This window comes from Modestobacter sp. VKM Ac-2982, from assembly GCF_026967935.1.
GTDB lineage: Bacteria > Actinomycetota > Actinomycetes > Mycobacteriales > Geodermatophilaceae > Modestobacter.
The window spans coordinates 160,860-182,454 of the sequence record NZ_JAPVBL010000007.1; the positions used below are offsets into that span (position 1 = coordinate 160,860).

Genomic DNA, 21,595 nt, shown 5'->3' on the forward strand with positions numbered 1-21,595 from the left:
ATCAGCGCTGACGCGACCGATCCGGTCGTCCCGGTCGCTGCAGATCGAGAGGAACGGCTATGACCATCGACACCAACACGGGCAGGACGGCTCAGGAGAAGCCCACCGTGGTGCTCGTGCACGGCGCCTTCGCCGAGTCCGCGAGCTGGAACGGGGTGATCGAGCAGCTCAGGAGCGATGGCCACCCGGTCATCGCCGCGGCCAACCCGCTCCGGAGCCTGCGCCACGACGCCCTGCAGTTGCGCAGCGTCCTGGACCAGGTGAGCGGCCCGATCGTGCTGGCCGGCCACTCCTACGGCGGCTCGGTGATGAGCGTGGCGGCCGACGGGCACCCCGGCGTCCGGGCACTCGTCTACGTGGGCAGCTTCCTGCTGGAGGAAGGGGAGAGCACCGGTGAGCTGGCCGGGAAGTTCCCCGGCAACGAACTCGGGTCTGCGCTGGACCCGGTTCCCGTCCCCGACGGGAACGGCGGCACGATGACCGACCTGTACATCCAGCCGGACAAGTTTCGGCAGGTGTTCGCCGCCGACGTCTCGCCGGAGGTCGCCGAGCTGATGGTCGCGACTCAGAGGCCCATCACCAGCGAGGCGCTGGAGGAGAAGGCGACGGCGGCGGCCTGGCGGACGATCCCGTCCTGGACGCTCGTCACGCGGCAGGACCTCGCGGTCCCGGCCGAGGCTCAGGTCTTCATGGCCCAGCGCGCGCAGTCCACGGCCGTCGAGGTCGATGCCTCCCACGCCGTCGCCGTGTCCCGGCCCGGCGCGGTCGCCGACCTGATCGCCGAGGCCGCCCGGGCGACAGCCGGCTGAGCCGCCGCACCACGACCGTCCCGCCGCGCTCCGGGACCCAGCTGACGGAGCGGGGCGGTCGGGGCGGCGCCGCCACCCAGCCGACAGGAGTCGGTGACGACATGGAGTCCACGCCCTTGCTGCACCGTGGCGACGACGTGCGAGTGGACCTCGCGCGAGCATCGTGGAGGGTCCCCGATGACGTGAGCGACACGTGACCCCGGCCCTCGTGAGGGCCTTCTCGCGCGTCCAGTTCCACGAACGCCACCCGCTCCGCATCCCGGGCGACAGGCTGCCCGCCCTGTTGCGGCTGGCCAGGCCGACCGGTGCACCCGACCGGAAGGCGTTGGTCGTCTCGAGCGACTCCCCGGACGCCGTCGAGCTCGTCACCCGCCTGTACGACGACCTCGGGTTCGACGCGGTCGACAACAGCCCACTCGGCGAGTCATGGCGCAGTGCCGCGGGAACGCCTATGTGGCGCCATCACGTCGACGGACAGAGCCGCGAGGAGCTGGTCCAGGACCTGCGGCGCGCCGACCGGATCCTCAGCTGATCGCGGACCGTGCCTCGCCCGGCTGTCGTGGGCCGGCGCGCGTAGTACACGAGGGCGGGCGGGAGGTTCCGCCACACGGTTCGGCCGATGAGCACCTCCTCGAACCGGGCCTCCAGTTCCCGGCGGAACCGTCGGGCGGCGGGCGTCCACCGGCTGTGGACGTACGCGAAGGTGGTGAACACGCCATCCGGCGAGAGACCGGTGACCATCGCGTCGAGCAGCTGCGCTTGCTGCTGCGGCCGGAATGCGGCCCACGGCAGGCCGCTGACGACGACGTCGGCGTGCGCGATGCCGCGGTCGGTGAGCACCGTGCCGAGCTCGGCGGCGTCCGCCTGGACCACCGCGACGGCTGGGTGCCGGGTGGACAGGGCCCTGGCCAGCCGTGCGTTGACCTCGATCGCGAGCTGTCGGCCCCGCCCAGCGAGCCGCTGCTCGATGGCTGTCGTCATCGCCCCGGTGCCAGGACCCAGCTCGACGACGACGACAGCAGCGCCCGTGGGGACCGGTGCGATGGCGGCGCGGGTCAGCGCTCTCCCGCTGGCCGCGACAGCACCGATCGTCATGGGCGCTCGGAGGAACTCGCGCGGCATCGAGAGGTCGAGGCACCTCGTCGACGAGGGGTGCTCAGACACCGAACTTCACGCCCGTGAGGTCCTCGGAGACGGCCCACAGCCGCTGCTGGACCGCGAGGTCGTAGGACTCCGGGCTGGACGTGACGAGCCGGGGGTGCCCGCGGACCTCGCCGCGGCCGCTGGGACCGTAGTACTGCCCGCCGAGGACGGCCGGGTCGGTCGCGGCCCGCAGCGTCGGCAGGGCGCCCATCGCGGCCGGCTGGGTGAGGAAGGGAGCCAGCCGGTCCATCGGCGCCCGGACCGCGGTCGGGGAGTTGCGCACCAGTTCGGTGTTCGACACCCCGGGGTGTGCGGCCGCAGCGACGGTGGTCGTGCCGTGCGCCGCGAGCCGGCGCTGCAGTTCGTAGGTGAACATGAGGTTGGCGAGCTTCGACTGCCCGTAGGCGCCCGCTCGGGAGTACGAGCGTTGCCACTGCAGGTCGTCGAAGTGGATCGCCGCACGGATGCGGTGGCCGACGCTGCTGACCGTCACGACCCGCGAACCGGGAACGGGCAGCAGCAGGTCGAGCAGCAGCCCGGTGAGGGCGAAGTGACCCAAGTGGTTGGTGCCGAACTGCCGTTCGAAGCCGTCCTGGGTCGTCTGCTTCGGGGTGTACATCACCCCGGCGTTGTTGATGAGCAGGTCGATCTGCGGACGCGCGGCGCGCAGCTCGGCCGCGGCCGCGTGGACCGATTCGAGCGACGTCAGGTCGAGCCGCTGCACGGTGACGTCGCCGGCCATCCGGGCCGCTGCCTGCCGGCCCTTGTCGATGTCCCGCACGGCGAGCACCACCGCAGCGCCCCGTTCGGCGAGGGCCTTGGCGGTCTCGAAGCCCAGGCCGGTGTTGGCGCCGGTCACGACCGCCACCCGGCCCTGCTGGTCGGGGATGTCGCGCGTCGTCCAGTCTGTGCTCACAGCGTCCTCCTGAAGAGACCATCGGTCTGTTGTGTCGAGGACGCTAAAAGACCACCGGTCTGCTGTCAAGAGACCGGCGGTCTGCAAGGTGCTAGGGTTGCGCGGTGACCTTCCATCGGGCCCGCAGTGAGGAGCAGCGCGAGATCCGGCGCCGGGCGATCCTGGACACGGCGGCCGCGATGCTCGACGAGATGCCGGTGGCCGACGTCAGCCTCAACGAGCTCAGCCGCCGCGTGGGCCTGGCGAAGTCCAACGTGCTGCGCTACTTCGACTCCCGCGAGGGCGTGCTCCTCGAGCTGATGGACGCCGTCCTACGGGACTGGCTCGCCGAGCTGACCGACGACCTGGCCACCGGGATCGACACGGGCCTGCCGCTGGAGCCGCGGGCCGAACAGCTGGCTGCGGTGCTCGCCCGGTCACTGGCGGGGAACAGGGTGCTGTGCGACCTGGTGGGGGCGCAGGGCGGCGTCCTGGAGCGGAACGTCACCGTCGAGGTCGTCACCCGCCACAAGCGCACGGCCCTGACCCGGCTCGCTGCCGCGGCCGATCTCCTGCGCCGGTACGTGCCAGAGCTCGGCGCCGCGGCCGAGACGTTCTGCTTCCAGGCGATGGTGCTGGCCGGCGCCCTGGCGCCCTACAGCTCGCCGCCGCCCGGCGTGCGGGCCGCCTACGAGGCCGAGCCGGCGCTCGCCGTCCTGCACCTGGAACTGCAGGACTCCCTGCAGCTGGCGATCCGGACCATGCTGTTGGGGGCCGTGCCCCGCGGCTGACGCTGCGGCTCTGACGGCACCGACCGACCTGGTCGCTCCTACCGAGCGACCAGGGGGGTGGGCGTCGACCAGCGTCCCGTCGTCCACCCACCCCCTGGTCGCCCGATCGGGGACCTCAGGTCATCGGGTGGTCTGCGCCTCGCGACGCGGGAGCACCCAGTCGGGACGCACGTAGTGGCACGTGTACCCGAAGGGGATCTTCTGCAGGTAGTCCTGGTGCTCGTCCTCGGCCTCCCAGAACGGGCCGGCCGCCTCGACCTCGGTGACGACCTCGCCGGGCCAGATGCCCGAGGCGTCGACGTCGGCGATGGTGTCGAGCGCGACGCGCTGCTGCTCGTCACTGGTGTAGAAGATCGCCGAGCGGTAGCTGCGACCGACGTCGTTGCCCTGACGGTCCTTCGTCGACGGGTCGTGGATCTGGAAGAAGAACTCCAGCAGCTCCCGGAACGAGATCACATCGGGGTCGAAGACGATCTCGACCGCCTCGGCGTGGTCGCCGTGGTCGCGGTACGTGGCGTTCGGGGTGTCGCCTCCCGAGTAGCCGACGCGGGTGGAGAGCACCCCCGGGCGCTTGCGCAGGAGGTCCTGCGCGCCCCAGAAGCAGCCGCCGGCGAGGATCGCGGTCTCAGTGGTCATGGGTGCCTGCCTCTCTGTCGAGTACGGCCGGACAACACCGCGACCGGTGTCAGTCCTTCCCGCCGGGCCCCGCGGCTGCCGGCCGGAGGCGATGCCGACCCGACGGCGACAGGGAGTCAGGGCGCCTGGAGGCGGTGGGTGCCGGGTCCGTCGTCCAACGCCTCGTCGAGGGCCTGCGCGAGCACGACCTGCTGGCCGCTCTCCAGGCACGTCAGTCCCTGCAGGTAGCCGTCGAGGTCGATGAGGTCGCCCGTGCCCGTCAGGGCCACGTACCGGAACCAGAGCGCTTGCGTCGTGAGGTCGGCGCGGACGCGGGCCGCGTCCATCTGCCGACGTCGTTCGTCAGGGGGCGTGGGTGCGACCCGGGGTCGGTCGATCGCATGGACGGACCCGCTGCTGCGGCGGAAGGACCTTCGTGGCACGTCTCAACTCCGGTGGTGTGACACCGGGGTGACCCCCGCGGCAGGAACCCCGAGCTGAGGTCCCGCGAACACACGCCGTCTGTTCCACGTGCTGTAGCTGCGCCGACCGTACGCTGATCTGGGCCTGACTCCCGTTCGTGCGGCTCGACTTCTCCGAGGAGTGTGGGCGGAGGCCCCCTGCCGGGTCAGCAACGCCGTCTCCGCCGACCACGGAGCCAGAGCCCGCGGCCGCTCGCCCCAGCCGATGGTGACGACAGCGTGACGGGGCCGTGACGGCAGTTCGGTCACCCTCACGTGGCCTGCGATCCGCCCACGGGATCGCGTGCAAGGGAGCTGTCTTCCCCGTCTCCCGCTGGTGAGGGCCGGATGGCGACTGGACAGGGACGGTCTGCTGGACCGGCGACGAGAACACGCTGGCTGACCCCGGAGAAGGTCGCCGCCTGGGTGGTCGCCCCGGTGCTCGTCACCGCGTTGGGCGTGGCGATCACGTCGTGGGTCAACCGCCCTCGGACTGACCTCGAGGTCGTCGGCGTCACGGTCCTGGACGGCTCGGTCGTGACCGGCCAGCGCGAGGGTGAGTTCGAGATCGTGTCACCGAAGGTCCAGGTCGCCGTGCGCAATGTCGGCGATCAGGTCTCTGTGGTGACCGGCGCGCAGCTCGAGATCCTCGACCACGCCTTCTTCGAGGTGTGCGAGGCGGGCGGCGCACTGATGGTCAGTCAGACGTACGACGTGACCCTGCCGCTCGATCCGGAGCCTGGTCAGGTCCTCGATGTGGACGTCGCCCAGGAGATCGAGCCCGCTCGAGCCGATCGGTTCGAGTTCTCCCTGCAGGTCCCCGAACCCCAGGACGTCGTGGGCACCCACATGTACCGGGTGCGGGTGTCGCTGACCCGCGACGGCGACTCCGAGACCCTCGACGCGGGAACCGTCGTCTTCGGCGCCCCGCACCTCCTGGTCGACAACCTCTGGGTGACCGACGACGACCTCGAGATCCCGGGACCCGTCGGAGCGTGCTACCGCCGTCTGCACCAGGAGTACCTACGAGTGCAGGGATGGGAAGGCGAGACGTCGGAACAGCTCCGGGCTGCGCCTGAGGACGTCCTGCGGGAGGGACCGCTCGACTGAGGACGCCGTCGACGCGCGTGACTGCAGCGGCGTTGGACGGGATCCCGCCGGCCCGCTCCGCTACCTTGGCCTCCCGTTCGACGGGTCACCGGAGGCGAGGCCGCACGTGCAGGTCAACGACTACGACAGCTTCGGCGCGGCGTACTCGGCAGAGAACGACGTCAACCTCATCAACGCCCACTACGAGCGACCCGCGATGCTGGACCTCGTCGGTGACGTACGCGGTCGCCGCGTCCTCGACGTCGGCTGCGGCTCCGGACCGCTCGCTGCGGCGCTGCGCGCCCGGGGTGCGGTCGTGACGGGCTTCGACTCGAGCGCGGTCATGGTCGAGCTGGCGCGGGACCGGCTCGGCGAGGACGCCGACGTCCAGGTCGCCGACCTGTCGGCCCCGCTGCCCTTCGCCGACGGCGGCTTCGACGACGTGACCGCCTCGCTCGTCCTGCACTACCTGCGCGACTGGTCGGCACCGCTGGCCGAGCTGCGTCGCGTGCTCCGGCCGGGTGGACGGCTCGTGCTGTCGGTCAACCACCCGAGCCTCTACAAGATGCTGCACCCCGAGACCGACTACTTCGCCCTCACCCAGTGGACGGACGAGTACACCTTCGGGGACCAGCAGGCTGAGCTGACGTACTGGCACCGGCCGCTGCACGCCATGACGGACGCCTTCGCCGACGCGGGCTTCCAGCTCGCCCGCATCAGTGAACCGCCGTGGTCACCGGACACCCCACCGGAGCTCCTGCCGCCCCAGTTCGCCGGCCGCACGTCGTTCCTGAGCTTCGTCTTCTTCGTGCTCGTCGCGAGCTGAGCCGCCCGACCGTCCCGACGCCGACCAGGGCGGGATGGCTGTCACGACAGCCGGTGGGGGTGTCGTCACCCGCCGTCGGGGGTCGGCGGTGAGAGGCTCCCGAGCGGTCGCCTGCGACGGTGACCCGTCATGACGGGAGCTCGATGGCAGTGACGTCCTTGTCCGGAACGGGAGACCTGGCCCAGATGGACCCCCTCGTCGGCGCCGACCTGCGCATCTCCGTCGGCGGCGAGCAGCGTCGGTACGTCGACCTCGACGCCGCGGCCACGACGTCGGCCTCGGCGGGCGTCGTCCGTGCCGTGCAGGAGTTCCTGCCGTGGTACTCCAGCGTCCACCGGGGAGCCGGCGCGAAGTCGCAGTTCACCAGCGCCAGGTACGAGCAGGCGCGCGAGACCCTCCTCCGGTTCGTGGGAGCCGATCCGGCGACGCACGTGGCCCTGTTCCCCCGGAACACCACGGAGGCCCTCAACCTGACCGCCTTCCGGTTGGGCCTGACCCGCGACGACGTCGTCGTCACCACCGCGGTCGAGCACCACGCCAACCTGCTGCCCTGGCAGCGCCACGCGCAGGTCCGGGTCGTCGACGTCGACGGGGCCGGGACCTTCGACGTCGCCGCCGTGGTCGCCGCCCTCGACGAGCGGCCCACGCCACGCGTGCTGGCGGTCTCCGGGGCGTCCAACGTCACCGGCTGGATGCCCGACCTCGCCGCGATCGCGGCGGCGGCCCGGGACCGGGGTGTGCTGGTGGTGGTCGACGGCGCGCAACTGGTGCCGCACCGCCCGGTGGACATGGCCGCCCTCGGGATCGACGTGCTCGCGTGGTCCGGCCACAAGATGTTCGCGCCCTTCGGCGCGGGCGGCCTGGTCGTCGACCGCCGGCTGCTCGCCGACGGCGAGCCCTTCCTCGTCGGGGGTGGGGCGGTGAAGGCGGTCTCGCACGAGGAGGTCATCTGGGCCGACACCCCCGACCGGGACGACGCGGGGACGCCCAACGTCGTCGGCGTCGTGGCCCTCGCCGCCGCCGCGGAGGAACTGCTCGCCGCGGCAGGGCGGAACCGGGTCCACGAGGACCTGCTCGTCCGGGCGTTGGACGACGAGCTCGCCACCGTCCCCGGGCTGCACCGCCTGGGGCCGGTGTCCGGCGACCGTCTCCCCGTGGCCGCCTTCGTCATCGACGGGATGTCCCACGGGGAGGTCGCAGAGCGGCTGGCCCGGGAGCACGGCATCGGCGTCCGCAGCGGGTGCTTCTGCGCCCACCCCTACCTCAGCCGGCTGTTCGGGCTCACCCCGGGCGAGGTGCAGCAGTTCCACGACGACGCGCGGGCGGACCGGACCGACCGGCTGCCGGGCGCCGTCCGGGTGAGCTGCAGCTCGGCCACGCCGCTGGCCGACGTCGCCACGCTGGGAGAGGCCCTGCGCGCCCTCACCGCGCACGCCGGGGACCAGGTCCTGACCCGGCGGCTCGTCCGCGGCTGAGGGCCGGTCAGCTCAGCGGGAGGGCGCCCGGACCGGGGCGGGGGACGACCACCGCACCGGCGCCCGGGCCGTCGCCGGAGCGGCTCCGGTCAGTCGCGGGACAGCCGGTGGTGGGCGTCGGCCGGGTGCAGGGCGGCCCGCAGGTAGGCCCCGGCCTGGGCGATCGCGGCCTCGGCCGCATGGGTGCTCCGCAGGGCGTTGAGCATCACGAAGTCGTGGACGATGCCCTGGTAGCGGACCGCGACGACGGGCACGCCGGCCGCGCGGAGGGCAGCCGCGTACGCCTCGCCCTCGTCGCGGAGGACGTCGGCCTCGGCGGTGATGACCAGTGCCGGAGGGAGCCCGGTGAGCTGCTCGGTCGTGGCGCGCAGCGGCGAGGCGGTGATCTGCGCCCGCTCCTGCTCGTCGGTCGTGTACTGGTCCCAGAACCACTGCATGCCCTCCCGCGACAGGAACCAGCCCTCCCTGAACTGCTCGTAGGAGGCGGTGTCGAAGGCGGCGTCCGTGACGGGGTAGAAGAGGACCTGCGCGGTGAGGGCGGGCCCGCCGCGTTCCTTGGCCAGCAGCGTGAGCGCCGCGGTCATGTTGCCACCGACCGAGTCGCCGGCGACCGCGAGGCGGGAGCCGTCCAGGCCGTGCTGGTCGCCCTTGGCCATGACCCAGGAGGCGGCCGTGTGGACCTCCTCGAGGGCGACCGGGTACCGCGCCTCGGGGGAGCGGCTGTAGTTGACGAAGACGACCGCCGCCTGCGCCCCCAGGGCCAGCTCCCGCGCCAGGCGCCCGTGGGTGTGGGCGTTGCCGAACACCCAGCCGGCGCCGTGGGTGTAGAGCACGACGGGCAGCGGGCCCTGCGCGTCGACCGGCCGGAAGACGTCGACTGCGAGCTGGTCGTCCACCTGGACGGTCTCGACGGAGGTCCCCGGGACCTCGATCTCGGGGCTTTGCACGGCGTCGACGGTGGCGCGCCCCTGCGCGGGCGGGAGCTCGTACAGGAACGGGGGCGTGGACGTCGCCTCGACGAACGCCTGGGCGGCGGGCTCGAGGACCGGGTGGATGGTCATGTCGGTGCTCCTTCTGTGTCGGGTCGTCCGGAGAGGACGGTGGGGCCGGGATCGGGGTGAGGCCCGGGTGGCGCCGGCCGGAGGAGCGCGAAGGCGGCGGTGGGGAAGATCGCGACCGACAGCACGCCGGCGGTGACCAGGGCGGCCGCCGGGACGGCACCGATCGCTCCGGTCTCGAGGCCCACCTGGGTCGCGGTCACGATGAAGGGCAGCGAGGTGGCCTGCAGCAGTCCCGCGGCCGCGGTGGTCCTGGGCCCGGCCGTCCGCAGGTAGAGCAGTGCGGGCACTCCCCGGACCAGGAGAAGCAGCAGCAGGAAGACCGGGACCTGGAGCAGCGCCTCCTCGTTGCCGAACAGGCCGCGGACGTCGAGCGTGAGCCCCGTGGCCACGTAGAAGACCGGCACCAGGAACCCGAAGCCGACCGCCCCGAGCTCGCCGCGGAGCTGTTCGGGCCCGCGGGGCCGTCGGTCGAGGGCGCCGAGGACGACGCCGGCGAGGAACGCGCCGAGGATCGTCTCGAGGCCGAACTGGCCGGCCAGTGCCGTCAGGCCCACCAGGAGCAGGAGGGCGAGCCGGACCCGGACGTGGGCGGTGGACGGTTGCAGCCGGACGAGGGCGGCCTGGATGCGGCCGGAGCGACGCACGCCCATGACCGAGAGGGTCACCACCAGGACGGCCGCGGCGAACAGGGCCAGCAGCACGGAACGGACCGCCGCCCCGCCGTGGCTCCCGAAGAAGACGGACAGCGCAGCGATGGAGGCCAGGTCGGCGACCGTGCAGGCGACGACCAGGGTCTGACCGATGGGTGTCCGGATCTGCTGGGCGTCGGCGAGGATCGGGACGACGAGCCCCAGCGAGGTCGCCGACAGTGCGACGACGAGCAGCGCGGGGGAGGAGACCCAGCCGAGCGCGGCGAGCGGGACGGCGGCGAGGACGGCCAGTGCGATCGTCAGCGCGTAGCCCGCCGACGCCGTCCACAGCCTCGGCCCGGCCAGACCCGCCACGTCGATCTCGAGCCCCGCGAGGAACAGCAGGAAGGCGAGCCCGAGCCAGGAGAGGACGGCGACCGCGCCGTCGACCTCGACCAGGCCGAGGACCGCCGGCCCGAGCACCACCCCGGCGCCGATCTCCAGGACGACGGAGGGCACCCGGAGCCGGGGGAGCGCCCCCAGCATCAGGGGCACCAGCGCCGCGACCAGGCAGACCAGGAACAGGTTCTCGAAGGACATCTCGCCCACCTGCTGTACCGCCGGATCAGCGAGTGGCCGCGGCGCCGGTCACGCCGTTGCCTTGACCGCACGCAGGACGGCGTCCGCGACGTCGTCGGGCCGCGACGCGGGCACCGCGTGCGAGGCACCCGGCAGCTCGACGACCTCGTGCGCGCCGGCCCGGTCGGCCATGAACCGCTGGGCCTGCGGCGGGATGTTGCGGTCGAGCTCGGGGATCAGGAACCAGGAGGGGATGCGCTGCCAGGCCGGCGACGCCGCGGCGCCCTCGTTCAGGGCCACGTCCCGAAGCGGCCGCTGCGTGGCGGCGCCGAGAGCCGCCTCGCCCGCCGACAGGTCGGCGGCGAACTGCTGGTGGTAGAGGTCCTGGCGGATGTACAGGTCGGTGCTGCCGTCGGCGAGCGGGACGGTCTCGATCGTCTCGCCGAGCGTGCTGCCGGGGAAGCGGCCGGACAGCTCCCCGATGCTCTCGCCCTCCAGCGGGGCGAACGCGGCTACGAACACGAGCGCCTGCACCGCACGGCTGCCCCGGACGGCGCCGGACATGACGGCACCGCCGTAGGAGTGACCGACCAGCACGACCGGGCCCTCGACGGAGTCGAGGACGGCCTTCACCGCCGCGGCGTCGCCGGACAGGCTCCGCAGGGGGTTGGACACGGCGATGGTGCGGTGCCCGGCTGCCTGCAGGCGGGCGATCACGCCGGTCCAGCTCGCGGACTCGGCGAAGGCACCGTGGACGAGGACGACGGTGGGTTGGGACATCTGCGGTCTCCCTGGATCTGGTTGGATGCGGCGCGTCGTGCACCCCAGCGCCGGGGTGCACGGTCGGCGGTGCGACGGGACTCAGGGTCGACAGCCCCGGCCCGGGCCACATCGCACGTTCGTGCCAGATCCGCCGATGCCGGGCCCGCCGATGCCGTCCGCCCCGGCCCGCACGTCCCGTCGGTCCTCGCGGCCCAGGTCACGACCAGGAGGTGGTCCATGGCGACCGACCGCACCCCGCTGCGCGGCCGGGACACCCAGCTGGCCCTGCTGCGCGCCCGGGTGACCGCCGCTCAGCGGGACGGTCGCGGACGGGTCGTCGTGATCTCCGGCGCGGCCGGCACCGGCAAGTCACGGCTGCTGCAGGAGGCCCGTGCGCTGGCCCGGGATGCCGGAGCGCGGATCGTCGCCGTGTCGGGGGACCCGGACGAGCACGTGATCCCGCACGGCCCGCTGCTGGACGCGGTGCAGGCCGGGCCACATCCGGTGCTCCCTCGTGCCCTGCTCGACGCACTGCCGAGCGGCGCCCAGCAGGGCTGGTGGCTGCGCAACGAGCTCGAGGCGCGGTTGCAGGAGGTCGCCGTCGAGCAGCCCGTGCTGGTCTGCGTCGACGACCTCCAGTGGTGCGACCACGCCACGCTCCGGGTCATCCGCACGCTGCCGCCGCGGCTGGCCGCCGACGCCGTCGTCTGGGTGGTGGCCGTCCGCCAGGGCGAGTCCGATCCCGCTGTCTCGGCCACCGTGCGCGCGCTGACCGAGATCGGCGCGGACCGGGTCGACCTGCAGCCCCTCGACGGCGACGCGGTGGCCTTCCTCGCCGGTGACCTGCTCGGAGCGCCCCCGGACGAGAGCGTCCTCACCTCGGCCGCGCGCGCCGGCGGCCATCCGCTGCTGCTGGTCGAGCTGCTGCGTGGCTGGCGGGAGGAGCGCCTGGTCCAGGTGGAGGAGGGCAGGGCGCGGCTGGTCGGCGACGTGCTCCCGGCCCGCCTGCGGGACGCGGTCGCGTGCCGCACCGAGCGGCTCTCCGCACCCGCCCGCGAGCTCCTGCAGATCGGGGCCGTGCTGGGTCGGCAGTTCCCGGCCGACCTCCTCGCGGCGATGCTCGACCGGTCACCCCCGGCGCTGCTCGCTCCGTTGCAGGAGGTCGTGGCGGCGGGCCTGCTCGAGGACGCCGGCGACCAGCTCGGCTTCCGGCACGACCTCATCCGCGAGTCGGTGGCCGCCGGAATCCCCGCCGACTTCGCCCGCGCGCTGCGCCGGCACGCCGTCGACGTCCTGCTCGATCGCGGCGCGCCCACCCTGCAGGTCGCGACGATGTTGGCCGGGTCAGCCGCCCCCGGCGACCTGGCTGCGGTGTCCAGGTTGCGTGCAGCGGCCGCGGCGCTGGCGCCCACCTCGTCGTCGTCGGCTGCGGAGTTCAGCGTCCGCGCCCTGGAGCTGCTGCCGGCCGACTCCCCCCTGCGGCCCGAGGTCGTCGTCGAGTCGGTGATGCTGCTGTGGCAGTGCGGCCGGGCCGCCGACGCCCAGCAGCTGGCGGCCACCATGCTGGCGGGCAGCCCGGGCGGTGACCCGGTGGCCGAGGCACGGATCCGGCTCGGCCTGGCGCGGTTCATCATCCGGTACTCCGGCGGCGAGGCCGTGCGGCAGTGCGAGACCGCGCTGGCGCTGCCCGGGCTCCCGGACGCCGTGCGGGTCGAGGTGCAGCTGGTCCTCGCGGTGAACCACGGGATGGCCGGCGACGCCGACGCAGCAGATGCGGTCCTCACCGAGGTCCGCGGGGTCGACCGTCCGGCGCTCACGCCGGTGTTCGGCTCGACGCTGGCGAGGGTCGAGAGCTACGTGGCCTTCCACCGGCAGGAGTGGGACGTCGCCTTCCGGCGGAACGCGGACGTGGGTCGGCTGACCCCGTCGGACGACCCCTCCAACCCGCCCGGCGTGTGGGAGGCGGCCTTGTGGATCTCGATCGGCCATCCCGTGCGGGCGCTGGCGTTGATCGACCCCGAGCTGACCGCGGCGCGGCAGCAGGGCCAGGTGGGCATGCTGTTTCTGTGGAGCACCATGCGGTGCCGCGCCCTGCTCGACGCGGGCCGGCTGGAGGAGGCGCGGGCCGAGGCCGAGGGCGTGCTCGACATGGAGGAGATCGACTCCGTCGGTGGCCTCCTGGACCACCTGGTGTTCTACACACTCGTGCGCTGGGCGCTGTGCGTCGGCCGGCCCGACGTCCTGCGTGCCCACCGGGCCCGGGTGCAGCAGATGACCGCCGCCGAGACCGGGCACGTCCGGCGCAACGGCCTGTGGCTGACGGCGCTGATGGCCGACAGTGCCGGGGACGTCGCGGCGGCGATGGTGGCGACCGCCGAGGCCGTCGCGACCCTGGAGCGTCCCGGCCCCTCCATGGCCGGCGTCCCGGACGTCGCCGACGAGGTGGTCCTCACCCGGATCGCGCTGCGGGCAGGGGAGCGTGAGGTCGCGCTGCGGGCCGTGGCCGCCGCCGAGCGCAGGGCCGCGGCGAACCCGACGCGCCCGATGGCCGCGGCCGCAGCGCGGCACGCCCGCGGGCTGCTCGACGCCGACGAGGCCTGCCTGCGGGAGGCCCTGGACCTGATGGTCGGCACCGAGCGGCCACTGGTGCGGGCCTCGGCGCTGGAGGACCTCGCCCGGCTGGTCGCCGATCGCCCGCGCGAGGCGGTGGCGCTGCTCGACGAGGCGCTGGAGACGTACACCTCGGCCGGTGCCGAGAACCATGCCGCGCGGGTCAGGCGACGGCTGCGCGACCTCGGCGTCCGGCGCCAGCGCATCCCCCTGCAGCGCGGCTCGGAGCAGGGGCTGGCGCTGCTGACGCCGGCGGAGCGGGACGTGGTGCGCCTGGTCGCCGACGGCGGCACCAACCGGGAGGTGGCCGCCCGGTTGTTCCTGTCCCCGCACACGGTCAACACGCACCTGCGGAACGCCTTCACCAAGCTCGGCGTGCGGTCTCGCGTCGAGCTGGCGCGGCTCGTGACGGCAACGGTCGTCCCCTAACGCCCGGTCGGCTGCCGGTCCGGGACCGGTGTCGCTGCCGGGCCGGTGACCGCTGCCCGACGTGACACCAGGTGGCTCCGGGTCATGAGCGCGAGGGCGGTGAGCACCACCGCGGCGGCCGCGGCGAGGGCGACCGCGTCCCCCAGGAGCAGGAGGCCACCGCCGGCGGCCGCCCCGGCCGCCATGAGCACGACGGCGCCCCCACGGCGGAACGAGTGCGCACCGGTGCCGCCGCCGAGGCGGGACTCGCTCATCCAGCTGGTCAGGGTCATGGTCAGCACGACGGTGGACACGTCGGGCACGCCGAAGCGCTTGGCCACGACCGCCTGCATGCCCATGCCGGCGCTCAACGCCGCGGTGATGCCGACCAGCAGCTCGCGCGGCACCTCCGGCACGACGAGGAAGGCGACCGCCGAGCCGGCGGTCAGCACGGCGAGCACCCCGATGAGCACCAGCGAACGGAGCGGTACCTGCAGGCCGGTCGGTTGGCGGCGCAGGAAGCGTGCGGCGGCCAGCGCCCCGACGGCGAACCCGGCGAGCGCGACCGCCGCCAGGCGCACCGGGATGTCCTGGTCGGTGGTCAGCCCCATGCCCAGCAGGACGATGTTGCCGGTCATGTTGGCGGTGAACACCCGGTCCAGGCCGAGGTAGCTGATCGCGTCGAACATGCCGGTGCCGAAGGTCAGCAGGAAGGCCGCGGTCTGCAGGGGGTGACGGGGGGCCCGGCGTCCCTGGCGCACCCGGCGGCTCACCGTGCGGGGACCGGGACGACCATCGCCCGTCCGTCGGACCGGGGGTCGCTGGCCGCGGTGAAACCGTCGCCGTCGACCCGGATGACCTGGGCGTGGCCGAGCATCTCGCTGTGCGGCGCGTACTCCTGCAGCGTGTAGCCGCGACCGGCGATGGCGCCCTGGACGACGGCCGGCACGTCGGACTCGATCAGCACGAGGTCCTCCGGCTCCCCGGCACCCAGGCCGCCCACGACCCAGCGCGGGGTGCCCACGGCCTGCTCGGGAGACGCGCCGGAGAACAGGGCGCGGAGCACCTGCGCCTGGATCTGCGGCTGGGCCTTGCCGCCCATCGTGCCGACCACCCAGGCGAGCTCGTCGCCCCGGGTGATCATCACCGGCATGAGCGTGTGACCGGGTCGCTTGCCCGGGGCGAGGCAGTTGGCGCTGGCCGGGTCGAGGGAGAAGTAGGCCCCGCGGTTGTGCAGGACGACGCCCGTGGTCGGCTCCAGCAACCCGGAGCCGAAGGGGTGGAACACGCTGAGGATCAGGCAGGCCGCGTAGCCGTCGCTGTCGGTGGACACCACGGCCACCGTGTCCCCGCGGGGCTGGACGAAGGCGGTCGGGCCGTCGGTGGCACCGGCGGTCACGGCCTCCTTCGCCGCCCTGGCGAGCGCATCGCCGGCGAGGAGCTCGTCCACGTCCACGTCCGCGTACCGGGGGTCGGCCAGCAGGCGCGCGCGGTCGCGGTTGGCCCGTGACCACAGTGCGGCCAGCGCACCGGCACCGGCGCCGTCCACGTCGACGTCCTCGGGCAGGTGCGCCAGCGCGCCGAGGACCTGGAGGAGCTGGTAGCCCTGGGTGTTGAGCGGGCTGGTCCAGATGGTGTGGTCGCCGTGGTCCCGGTGCAGCGGCGGCACCGTCTCGGGCGCGAAGGCGCCGAGGTCGGCGGCGCTGAGCCGGCTGCCCAATCGGGTCAACCCCGCGAGCAGCTCCGCCGCGACGGGGCCGGAGTAGAAGGCAGCCGCACCGCCCGCCGCCACCTGGCCGAGCGTCCGGGCGAGAGCCGGCTGCCGCAGCAGCGCCCCGGGCGTCAACGGTGCGCCGTCGGGTGCGAAGACCCCACGCAGCCCCGGGTCGGCCAGCACCTCGTCCCGGTAGTTGACCAGGGCCCGGCCGAGGCTGGCGGACACCTCGGCCCCGCTGTCGGCGAGGTCGACGGCGGCGGCCCAGACCTCGGCCCACGGCAGCCGGCCGCCGAGGGCGTGCGCGGCGGACAGCCCGCCGACGACACCCGGCACGGTGACGGTGTCGATGCCGACGGTGGGCATGGTGCCCCCGTGCCGGCGGGCCACGTCGTCCACGGAGGTCGCGGCCGCCGCCGGCCCGCTGGCGTTGATGCAGGAGATCTGCCCGTCCGGCGTCCGGACGAGGCCGATGAGGTCACCCCCGACACCCGTCTGATGGGGGTACAACACGGTGAGCGCGGCGGCGGCGGCGATCGCGGCGTCGACCGCGGTGCCGCCGCGGGCCGCCACGTCGCTGCCGGCCGCGGTGGCCTGCGCGTGGGGCGTCGCGACGGCGCAGCGGCGGGCCGGCGCAGGGTCGGCAGAGGTCATGGTGGGGCTCCTGTGCGGGAAGAGGGACGGTCAGAGCACGCGGCGCAGGAAGGCGCGGGTGCGTTCGTGACTCGGGGCGTTGAGGACCTGCGCGGGGTCGCCGGACTCCACGACGACACCGCCGTCCATGAAGAAGACGGTGTCGGCGACGTCCCGGGCGAAGGCGATCTCGTGGGTGACCACGAGCATCGTGAGGCCCTCCCGGGCGAGGTCCGTCATGACCGCGAGCACCTCGTCCACCAGTTCCGGGTCCAGCGCCGAGGTGGGCTCGTCGAACAGCAGCACCCGCGGCCGGACGGCGAGCGCCCGGGCGATGGCGACGCGTTGCTGCTGACCACCCGACAGCTGGGCGGGGTAGTGGTCGGCGTACGGGCCCAGCCCCACCCGGTCGAGCAGCGCCAGGCCCTCCTCGCGGGCCCGGTCCCGGGGGACGCCGTGGACGTGCACCGGCGCCTCCATCACGTTGGCGAGCGCGCTCTGGTGGGCCAGCAGGTTGAACCGTTGGAAGACCATCGCGGTGGAGCGGCGCTGGCGGGCGATCTGCCGTGGTGACAGGGGGTGCCGGCGGCCACCCTGCACGCGGTAGCCGACCAGTTCGCCGTCGATGTGGATGGCGCCGTCGGTGGCGGTCTCCAGCTGGTTGACGCACCGCAGCAGCGTCGACTTGCCCGAGCCGGAGGGCCCCAGGATGCAGGCGACCTGCCCGGGGGCGACCGTGAGGTCGATGCCCCGGAGGACCCGGTGCTCACCGAAGGTCTTGCAGAGCCCGGCGATCTCCACCATGGGGCGGTCCGGACCGTGGGCGGTGTGCTGGTCGGTCGCCGTGGCGACGGGGGTCTCAGGCATCGGTCTTCTCCTCCAGCTCCTTCATCCGCTGGCGGGCCGCCTTGGGCAGGCCCGTGGACAACCGCTTCTCGAGCTGGCTCTGCACGACGGTCAGCACGACCACCACGAGGCCGTACCAGAACGTCGCCACCAGCAGCAGCGGGATCTGCTGGAAGTTGCGCGAGTAGATGGCCTGCACCGAGTACATGAGGTCGGCCAGGCCGATGAGGATCACGACGGAGGAGTACTTCAGGACCGAGATGACCTGGTTCATCGTCGGCGGGATGGAGATCCGGGCTGCCTGCGGGAAGACCACCCGGCGGAAGACCGACAGCGGCGTCATGCCCATCGCCGTCGCCGCCTCCACCTGGCCCCGGTCCACCGACATCACGCCGGAACGCATGATCTCCGCCATGTAGCCGGCCACGAAGAGGCTCAGCGCGATGATCGCCGCACCCAGCTGGTTGATCACCTCGTTCGTCTCGAAGGACACGAACTCCGGGCCGAACGGGATGCCGAAGCTGATCCGCGGCAGCACGGAGGCGAGGAAGAACCAGAAGAGCAGCTGGACCAGCAACGGGATGGTGCGCGACACGTAGATGGCGGTGAAGGACACCGCCCGCAGCGTCGGGCTGGACGACAACCGCATGGCCGTGAGCGCCAGGCCGAGCACGGTTCCCCCCACCATGCCCGCGACCGTCAGGATCACCGTGATCCGCAGGCCGTCGAGGACCAGCGGGTGGAAGAGGTACTCCCAGAAGACGGGGAGGTTGAGTCGCTCGTTCGTGAGGACGAAGTTCGCCAGCATCGCCAGCAGCACGAGCACGATGGCGAGGTAGAGGAACTCCTGCCACCGGACCCGCGGCGCCATCGGCTCCAGGCCGGACGGCCGCGAGTCGGTGCCCGCCGGCGTTCCCGTCCGGCTCGCCGCGGCGCTCACTCCTGGGTCGCCGCGTTGATGGGGGCACCTTCCAGGAGGCTCTCCGTGACGCCGAACTCCTCGCCGAGCTCGGAGAACGTCCCGTCCTCCTGGAGCTGCAGCAGCGCGGCGACGAAGGCGTCCCGCAGCTCGGTCTCGTCCTTGCGGAACAGGGCGCCGCCGGGCACCTCGTTGAAGAAGTCGCCGGCCTGCTCGAACTGGCCACCCGAGGTGCTCACCGCGTAGCCGATCACGGGGCTCACGTTGAGCGCGGCGGGTGCGCGGCCGGAGCTGATCGCGGTCTGCACGTCGGTGGGGTCCTGGACGACGAGCTTGTCGACCGGCTCCTGCCCGGCCGCCACGCACTCCTCGCTCAACGCGTCGGCCGTCCGCTCGCCCTGGCTCGCGGCGCCCACGACGGTGGTCACCCCGCAGAGGTCCATCGGCTCCTCGATGCCCTCGGGGTTGCCCTGGGGGACGAGGATCCCGGCGCCGACCTCCATGTAGTCCACGAAGTCCACCGACTGCTCCCGCTCCGCGGTGTCCACCACGAAGGACATCACGGTGTCGTAGCGATCGGCCTCCAGGCCGGCGATCAGACCGGTGAAGTCACCGGGGCTGAACTCGGCCTCCAGGCCCATCAGCCCGGCCGCCGCCCGGGCGAGCTCGACCTCGAACCCGGTGAGCGTCCCGTCATCGGAGGAGATGACCATCGGCGCCACCCCGGCGTCCACGCCGATGGTGAGGACGCCGGACTCCCGGACGTCGTCGGGCACCAGCGCGGCGATCTCGTCGTCCTGCTCGACCGACGGGGCCGCAGCCTCGGCCTCCTCGTCGGACGACCCGCCGCAGGCCGCCAGGGTCACGGTCGTCCCCAGCGCGATGGTCATGGAAAGAGCACGGAGCGGACGCACAGTCGGCCTCCAGTGGTCGGGTGTCCTGGTAGGACCAAGTCACCCGGTTGAGGGATGGTGTCGGTGAGTCTGGAGTCACACTGAACGGGCTGTAAAGACTTCTGCCGCAAGTTTCGCAATTGAGACGCGGGCGTAACCTCCGCCGTGGCCACTGAGGGTGTTCTGCCTGTGGCCGAGGGCAGTCGTCCTGTTGGTCCGACCAAGGAGATCGTGTGGAGACTGGCGCCACGTCGTCCGGGCAGGCCTCGCGGGCGGATGCCGTCTCCTCCCGGCTGGAGCGGCTGATCCTGGACGGGACGCTCGGTCCGGGGGACCGGCTGCCCCCGGAGCGGGAGCTCGCCGGGTCGCTGGGGGTCTCCCGCGGCTCGGTCCGGGAGGCGTTGCGCGACCTGGAGGTCCGCGGGCTCATCGACCGCACCCGGGGTCGCGGCACGACCGTGCTGCGACCGGGCGGGACGCTCACCGGCCTGGCGCTGGCCGGTGGGCTCGACGCCAACCAGATCGAGCTGGCGCAGGTGATGGACGTGCGGGCGTGCATCGAACCGTCGGTCGCCGGCCGCGCCGCACGGAACGCCACCGCGCAGGGGGTCGCCCAGCTGGAGGCGCTGCTCGTGGAGATGGAGGCGGAGAGCCGGCCGGCGCACTTCGCCCGGCTGGACCGGACCTTCCACCGGGCGATCGCCCAGTACAGCAACAACCCGCTGCTGGTGCGCCTGCACGACCGGGTGCAGGAGCTCACCGAGCCCAGCCGCCGCGAGCACCTGCTCACCGCCGACCGGATGCGCTCCTCCCGTCGCGAGCACGAGCGGATCGCGGCCGCCATCCGGGCGGGGGACGAGGCCGGCGCCGTCGCGGCGGCCGCGGCCCACGTCGCCAGCGTGCAGCGCCGGGTCTCGGGCCCCTGACCCGTGTCGCAGGGCCGCCCGTGACCCTTGCCGCCAAGCCCCGGTGCCGACTCGCGACGGACGACGGTGGCCGTGGTCGGGCGGAACTCTGTACGCTGCGTTCAGATTCCGAGGCCATCGGTGCATGGCGCGGAACCCGTTCGCTGAGGAAGAAGGCGTCATGTCGACCGACAGCCCGTCCGTGGCCGAGGCGCTCCGTGCGCGACGGTCGGAGGTCATCGGCCGGCACTCGCCGCTGTTCTACGACGAGCCGCTGCACGTCGTCGCCGGGCACGGCGTGTGGTTGACGGATGCCGACGGCGTGGATCACCTCGACGCCTACAACAACGTCCCGCACGTGGGGCACTGCAACCCCGTGGTCGTCCGCGCCATCGCCGAGCAGGCGGCGCGGCTGAACGTGCACACCCGGTACCTGCACGAGCCCGTCGTCGAGTACGGCGAGATGCTGCTCGCGACCTTCGCGCCACACCTGGACAAGGTCTTCTTCACCAACAGCGGCTCCGAGGCCAACGAGCTCGCCCTCCGCATCGCCCGCCAGCACACCCGGTCGACCGGCGTCCTGGTCACGGACTTCAGCTACCACGGCAACACGATGTCGCTGGCGGAGATGACCACGGGGCTGACGGTCGCGGAGCCGCTGGGCGCCCACGTCCGTGCACTGCGGATCCCGGACGTGCTCTCCGACCCCCGGAGCCACGGCCTCGTCCTCGCGGAGGCGCTCGAGGAGGCGGCCGCCGCCATCGCCTCGCTGCAGGCGGCCGGCCACGGCCTCGCCGCGCTGCTGTTCGACCCGCTCTTCACCACCGAGGGCCTGTTGCACCCGCCGGCCGGGTACGTCGAGGGCCTGGCCGCCCTGGTCCACGGGGCCGGTGGGCTGGTCATCGCCGACGAGGTGCAGTCGGGGCTGGGCCGGTCCGGCTCGGCGTTCTGGGGACACGAGCTGCACGGCGTCCGACCCGACCTGGTCACGATGGGGAAGCCGCTGGGCAACGGGCACCCCCTCGGCGGCGTGGTCACCACCACCCGGCTGCTGGACGAGTTCGGCAGCGCCAACATGTACTTCAACACCTTCGCCGGGAACCCGGTCTCCGCCGCGGCGGGTGCCGCCGTGCTCCGGGAGACGGCGGACCGGGAGCTGCAGGCCAGCGCCGCCGAGCTCGGCCGGCACGCCCGCAAGACGCTGGAGGAGCTGGCAGCCGACCGGCCGGGCGTCAGCGCGGTCCGCGGGACCGGCCTGTTCTTCGGCCTCGAGCTCGTCGACGACGACGGCAGTGCGAGCGCGGGCCGTGCCAAGCACGTCGTGGAGGACATGGTCCGGCGGGGTGTGCTGATCAGCCGGATCGGGCCGCGGGACAACGTGCTGAAGATCCGGCCGCCCATGGTGTTCGAGCACCAGCACCTGGAGCTCCTGGTCGACCGGCTCGCCGCGAGCCTCGACGAGATGGACGCCGCCGTCCGGTGACACCCGCCGGCCGGCTCTCCGGTCGACGGCGCCCGGTTGCCCGTCCGTA

Annotated in this window: 21 protein-coding genes; 9 read left to right on the forward strand and 12 right to left on the reverse strand. The window is 73.2% G+C overall.

Annotated features, from left to right (window positions below; all coding sequences use genetic code 11):
- Positions 1–59: 59 nt before the first annotated feature.
- Positions 60–809, forward strand: a complete 750-nt coding sequence (locus O2W20_RS22250) for an alpha/beta fold hydrolase (protein WP_269173743.1) — start codon at positions 60–62, stop codon at positions 807–809.
- A gap of 193 nt (positions 810–1,002) precedes the next feature.
- Positions 1,003–1,341, forward strand: a complete 339-nt coding sequence (locus tag O2W20_RS22255; protein ID WP_269173742.1) for a hypothetical protein — start codon at positions 1,003–1,005, stop codon at positions 1,339–1,341.
- Here the strand turns inward: O2W20_RS22255 and O2W20_RS22260 are convergent.
- Positions 1,272–1,904, reverse strand: a complete 633-nt coding sequence (locus O2W20_RS22260) for a class I SAM-dependent methyltransferase (protein ID WP_269173741.1) — start codon at positions 1,902–1,904, stop codon at positions 1,272–1,274. The two genes, O2W20_RS22255 and O2W20_RS22260, sit on opposite strands and share 70 nt — an antisense overlap.
- Positions 1,905–1,965: 61 nt before the next feature.
- Positions 1,966–2,868, reverse strand: coding sequence for an SDR family NAD(P)-dependent oxidoreductase (locus O2W20_RS22265; protein ID WP_269173740.1), 903 nt, complete (start codon positions 2,866–2,868; stop codon positions 1,966–1,968).
- 104 nt (positions 2,869–2,972) lie between these two features.
- Between O2W20_RS22265 and O2W20_RS22270 the strand changes: the two genes are divergently transcribed.
- Positions 2,973–3,638 (forward strand): TetR family transcriptional regulator, encoded by a 666-nt coding sequence (locus O2W20_RS22270; RefSeq protein ID WP_269173739.1) that lies wholly within the window; start codon positions 2,973–2,975, stop codon positions 3,636–3,638.
- 120 nt (positions 3,639–3,758) lie between these two features.
- Here O2W20_RS22270 and msrA read toward each other — a convergent pair whose 3' ends face one another.
- Together msrA and O2W20_RS22280 are read right to left on the reverse strand one after the other, a co-directional pair.
- Positions 3,759–4,274, reverse strand: a complete 516-nt coding sequence (gene msrA, locus O2W20_RS22275; RefSeq protein WP_269173738.1) for a peptide-methionine (S)-S-oxide reductase MsrA — start codon at positions 4,272–4,274, stop codon at positions 3,759–3,761.
- A gap of 116 nt (positions 4,275–4,390) precedes the next feature.
- On the reverse strand, positions 4,391–4,600 hold the full coding sequence (locus O2W20_RS22280) for a hypothetical protein (RefSeq protein ID WP_269173737.1): 210 nt from the start codon (positions 4,598–4,600) through the stop codon (positions 4,391–4,393).
- 651 nt (positions 4,601–5,251) lie between these two features.
- Between O2W20_RS22280 and O2W20_RS22285 the strand changes: the two genes are divergently transcribed.
- From O2W20_RS22285 to O2W20_RS22295, 3 genes are all read left to right on the forward strand, one after another.
- The gene (locus tag O2W20_RS22285; protein ID WP_269173736.1) at positions 5,252–5,824 is read left to right on the forward strand and encodes a hypothetical protein; all 573 of its coding nucleotides are present in this window, start codon (positions 5,252–5,254) and stop codon (positions 5,822–5,824) included.
- A gap of 106 nt (positions 5,825–5,930) precedes the next feature.
- Complete coding sequence (locus O2W20_RS22290) at positions 5,931–6,629, forward strand: class I SAM-dependent methyltransferase (RefSeq protein WP_269173735.1); 699 nt, start codon at positions 5,931–5,933, stop codon at positions 6,627–6,629.
- Between the two features lie 185 nt (positions 6,630–6,814).
- The gene (locus O2W20_RS22295) at positions 6,815–8,104 is read left to right on the forward strand and encodes an aminotransferase class V-fold PLP-dependent enzyme (RefSeq protein ID WP_269173734.1); all 1,290 of its coding nucleotides are present in this window, start codon (positions 6,815–6,817) and stop codon (positions 8,102–8,104) included.
- Between the two features lie 89 nt (positions 8,105–8,193).
- On the opposite strand, the gene O2W20_RS22300 is transcribed toward O2W20_RS22295, so the two are convergent.
- From O2W20_RS22300 to O2W20_RS22310, 3 genes are read right to left on the reverse strand one after another with little or no spacing between them, the layout of a single operon-like run.
- The gene (locus O2W20_RS22300) at positions 8,194–9,165 is read right to left on the reverse strand and encodes an alpha/beta hydrolase (protein ID WP_269173733.1); all 972 of its coding nucleotides are present in this window, start codon (positions 9,163–9,165) and stop codon (positions 8,194–8,196) included.
- Positions 9,162–10,394, reverse strand: a complete 1,233-nt coding sequence (locus tag O2W20_RS22305) for a cation:proton antiporter (RefSeq protein ID WP_269173732.1) — start codon at positions 10,392–10,394, stop codon at positions 9,162–9,164. The genes O2W20_RS22300 and O2W20_RS22305 overlap by 4 nt, the downstream gene beginning before the upstream one ends.
- Before the next feature lie 48 nt (positions 10,395–10,442).
- Positions 10,443–11,153 (reverse strand): alpha/beta fold hydrolase, encoded by a 711-nt coding sequence (locus tag O2W20_RS22310; protein WP_269173731.1) that lies wholly within the window; start codon positions 11,151–11,153, stop codon positions 10,443–10,445.
- Between the two features lie 219 nt (positions 11,154–11,372).
- Here O2W20_RS22310 and O2W20_RS22315 point away from each other — a divergent pair, with 219 nt between their 5' ends.
- Positions 11,373–14,174 (forward strand): helix-turn-helix transcriptional regulator, encoded by a 2,802-nt coding sequence (locus O2W20_RS22315; protein ID WP_269173730.1) that lies wholly within the window; start codon positions 11,373–11,375, stop codon positions 14,172–14,174.
- On the opposite strand, the gene O2W20_RS22320 is transcribed toward O2W20_RS22315, so the two are convergent.
- The 5 genes from O2W20_RS22320 to O2W20_RS22340 form a co-directional block, all read right to left on the reverse strand.
- Positions 14,171–14,914 carry a YoaK family protein gene (locus O2W20_RS22320; protein WP_269173729.1) on the reverse strand — a complete coding sequence of 248 codons (744 nt, stop codon included), beginning with the start codon at positions 14,912–14,914 and terminating at the stop codon, positions 14,171–14,173. The genes O2W20_RS22315 and O2W20_RS22320 overlap by 4 nt on opposite strands.
- A gap of 8 nt (positions 14,915–14,922) precedes the next feature.
- Positions 14,923–16,521: a gamma-glutamyltransferase family protein gene (locus O2W20_RS22325; protein WP_269173728.1), complete on the reverse strand. Its 1,599-nt coding sequence runs from the start codon at positions 16,519–16,521 to the stop codon at positions 14,923–14,925.
- A 30-nt stretch (positions 16,522–16,551) separates the two neighbouring features.
- A complete protein-coding gene (locus O2W20_RS22330; protein WP_442928955.1) occupies positions 16,552–17,367 on the reverse strand; it encodes an amino acid ABC transporter ATP-binding protein in 816 nt (271 codons plus the stop codon).
- The gene (locus tag O2W20_RS22335; RefSeq protein ID WP_269173727.1) at positions 17,360–18,217 is read right to left on the reverse strand and encodes an amino acid ABC transporter permease; all 858 of its coding nucleotides are present in this window, start codon (positions 18,215–18,217) and stop codon (positions 17,360–17,362) included. Before O2W20_RS22335 ends, O2W20_RS22330 begins: the two co-directional genes overlap by 8 nt.
- A gap of 65 nt (positions 18,218–18,282) precedes the next feature.
- Positions 18,283–19,155 carry an ABC transporter substrate-binding protein gene (locus tag O2W20_RS22340; RefSeq protein ID WP_269173726.1) on the reverse strand — a complete coding sequence of 291 codons (873 nt, stop codon included), beginning with the start codon at positions 19,153–19,155 and terminating at the stop codon, positions 18,283–18,285.
- A gap of 236 nt (positions 19,156–19,391) precedes the next feature.
- Between O2W20_RS22340 and O2W20_RS22345 the strand changes: the two genes are divergently transcribed.
- Both O2W20_RS22345 and O2W20_RS22350 read left to right on the forward strand, forming a co-directional pair.
- A complete protein-coding gene (locus O2W20_RS22345) occupies positions 19,392–20,084 on the forward strand; it encodes a FadR/GntR family transcriptional regulator (RefSeq protein WP_269173725.1) in 693 nt (230 codons plus the stop codon).
- A 160-nt stretch (positions 20,085–20,244) separates the two neighbouring features.
- Positions 20,245–21,546 carry an aspartate aminotransferase family protein gene (locus O2W20_RS22350; protein WP_269173724.1) on the forward strand — a complete coding sequence of 434 codons (1,302 nt, stop codon included), beginning with the start codon at positions 20,245–20,247 and terminating at the stop codon, positions 21,544–21,546.
- The last annotated feature ends 49 nt before the right edge of the window (positions 21,547–21,595 follow it).